The sequence below is a fragment of the Brevundimonas sp. CURTG3B2_SDJG genome, from assembly GCF_057364705.1.
On sequence record NZ_JBNFOJ010000449.1, the window covers coordinates 1 to 1,569 of the forward strand.

2 protein-coding genes and 1 pseudogene are annotated in these 1,569 nt (G+C 72.4%); 1 reads left to right on the top strand and 2 read right to left on the bottom strand.

Translation table 11 applies throughout. The features are described from left to right. Together AC2W7C_RS17670 and AC2W7C_RS17675 are read right to left on the bottom strand one after the other, a co-directional pair. Positions 1–238, bottom strand: a pseudogene (locus tag AC2W7C_RS17670) (hypothetical protein); the annotation flags it as partial. 23 nt (positions 239–261) lie between these two features. Beyond that, complete coding sequence (locus AC2W7C_RS17675) at positions 262–912, bottom strand: GntR family transcriptional regulator (protein WP_486002540.1); 651 nt, start codon at positions 910–912, stop codon at positions 262–264. A gap of 55 nt (positions 913–967) precedes the next feature. Between AC2W7C_RS17675 and yczE the strand changes: the two genes are divergently transcribed. Continuing rightward, positions 968–1,501 carry a membrane protein YczE gene (gene yczE, locus AC2W7C_RS17680; RefSeq protein ID WP_486002541.1) on the top strand — a complete coding sequence of 178 codons (534 nt, stop codon included), beginning with the start codon at positions 968–970 and terminating at the stop codon, positions 1,499–1,501. The last annotated feature ends 68 nt before the right edge of the window (positions 1,502–1,569 follow it).

Genomic DNA, 1,569 nt, shown 5'->3' on the forward strand with positions numbered 1-1,569 from the left:
CCGGCTCGGCCAGGGGCGGCGGCGGGCGGTCGAACAGAGGTCCCGCAGGGTGTCGTCCAGGACCACGAAGGCCGCCGACCGCCCCGACGGCCGCGGCGACGGCGGCCTCGTCGCCGGCGGCCATGACATGACCGGTGGGATTGTGGTGGGCGGTGATCAGATAGGTCACGCGCGGCCGGGCGCGCCGGATCGTCGACAGGAGACTGTCGTTGTCCCAGCCCGACGCGGTCAGCGCCACCGGGGCCAGGACCAGGCTCGCCTTCAGGAAGGCGTCGATGGCGTGAGGGTATGACGGGTGGTCGATGACCGCCGTCTGACCGGCCGGGTCATGCCGCGGAGCATTAGCGCCAGGGCGTTCTGGGCGCCGGCGGTGACGACGATCTGGTCCGGCGCGGTCGGCAGGCCTTCGCGGCCGTAGCGCTGGGCCAGGACCCGTCGAAGGGACTCGACGCCGACGGGTTCGTAGCCGTGGCCCGGCAAGTGGGCCGGCAAGGCCTCGAGGGCCCGGGCGTAGGCGGCATGGACCTGCTCGGTGGCCGGCAGGACGGCGACGGCCATGTCGATGACGCCGGGCCGATCGGCTTGGTGGAGCAAGGCGTCCGGACGACTGGCCGGGCTGTAGGGCAGGGCGGTGACGCTGCCCGATCCGCTGCGGCTGAGGATGAAGCCCTCTTCGCGCAGGCGATCCAGGGCGGCGGTGACCGTGATGCGGCTGACGCCCAGCGCCTGGGCCAGGCGGCGTTCGCCCGGCAGGCGCGCGTTCAGGGGGCAGGCGGCCGTCCAGGACCATGCGCCGGAGGGCGTCGGACAGGCCGCGCCAGGCGACCGGCCCCTCGGCGGACGCCCGCCAGTCGCCGAGCTGCCGTACGAGGCCAGGGAGAGTGACGACCGTGTCGCGCATAGGGCCAGCATGATAAAAGTGGCTATATAAAACAAGGCCGCTTTTCGGTCTCTTGCCCGCATGTTCATGCGCCGCTTCATTCAGCTTCAACTCGGCCTGTGCCTGTACGGCGTTTCGCTGGCCCTGATGGTCCGCGCCAACCTGGGCCTGGATCCCTGGGACGTGTTCCACCAGGGTCTGGCGGAGCGCGCCGGGCTGAGCCTGGGGACCGTGCTGATCCTGGTCGGGGCGGCGGTCATGCTGCTGTGGATTCCGCTGCGGCAGAAGCCGGGGCTGGGCACCCTCAGCAACATCTTCGTCATCGGCCTGGCGGCGGACGCGGCGCTGTGGCTGCTGCCGGAATTCCAAGGCCTGCCGCTGAGGGGCGCGAGCCTGATCGCCGGGGTGGTGCTGAACGGCGTGGCCAGCGCGGCCTACATCGGCGCCGGCATGGGGCCGGGACCGCGCGACGGGCTGATGACCGGACTGGCGCGCCGGACCGGCTGGCCGATCCGCTGGACCCGGATGGGGATCGAGGCGGCGGTGCTGGCGCTGGGCTGGGTGCTGGGCGGCTCGGTCGGCGTGGGCACTGTGCTTTACGCGATCGCATCGGCCCGCTGATCCAGCAGTTCCTGCCGTGGTTCCAGGTCCGGGCCGAGACGACCGCGCCGGCGCCGCCGCGGCGGAGT

Bases quoted from the DNA above. Each gene is read 5' to 3' on its own strand.
- yczE (WP_486002541.1), top strand. From the start codon at position 968: ATGCGCCGCTTCATTCAGCTTCAACTCGGCCTGTGCCTGTACGGCGTT.
- AC2W7C_RS17675 (WP_486002540.1), bottom strand. From the start codon at position 912: ATGCTGGCCCTATGCGCGACACGGTCGTCACTCTCCCTGGCCTCGTAC.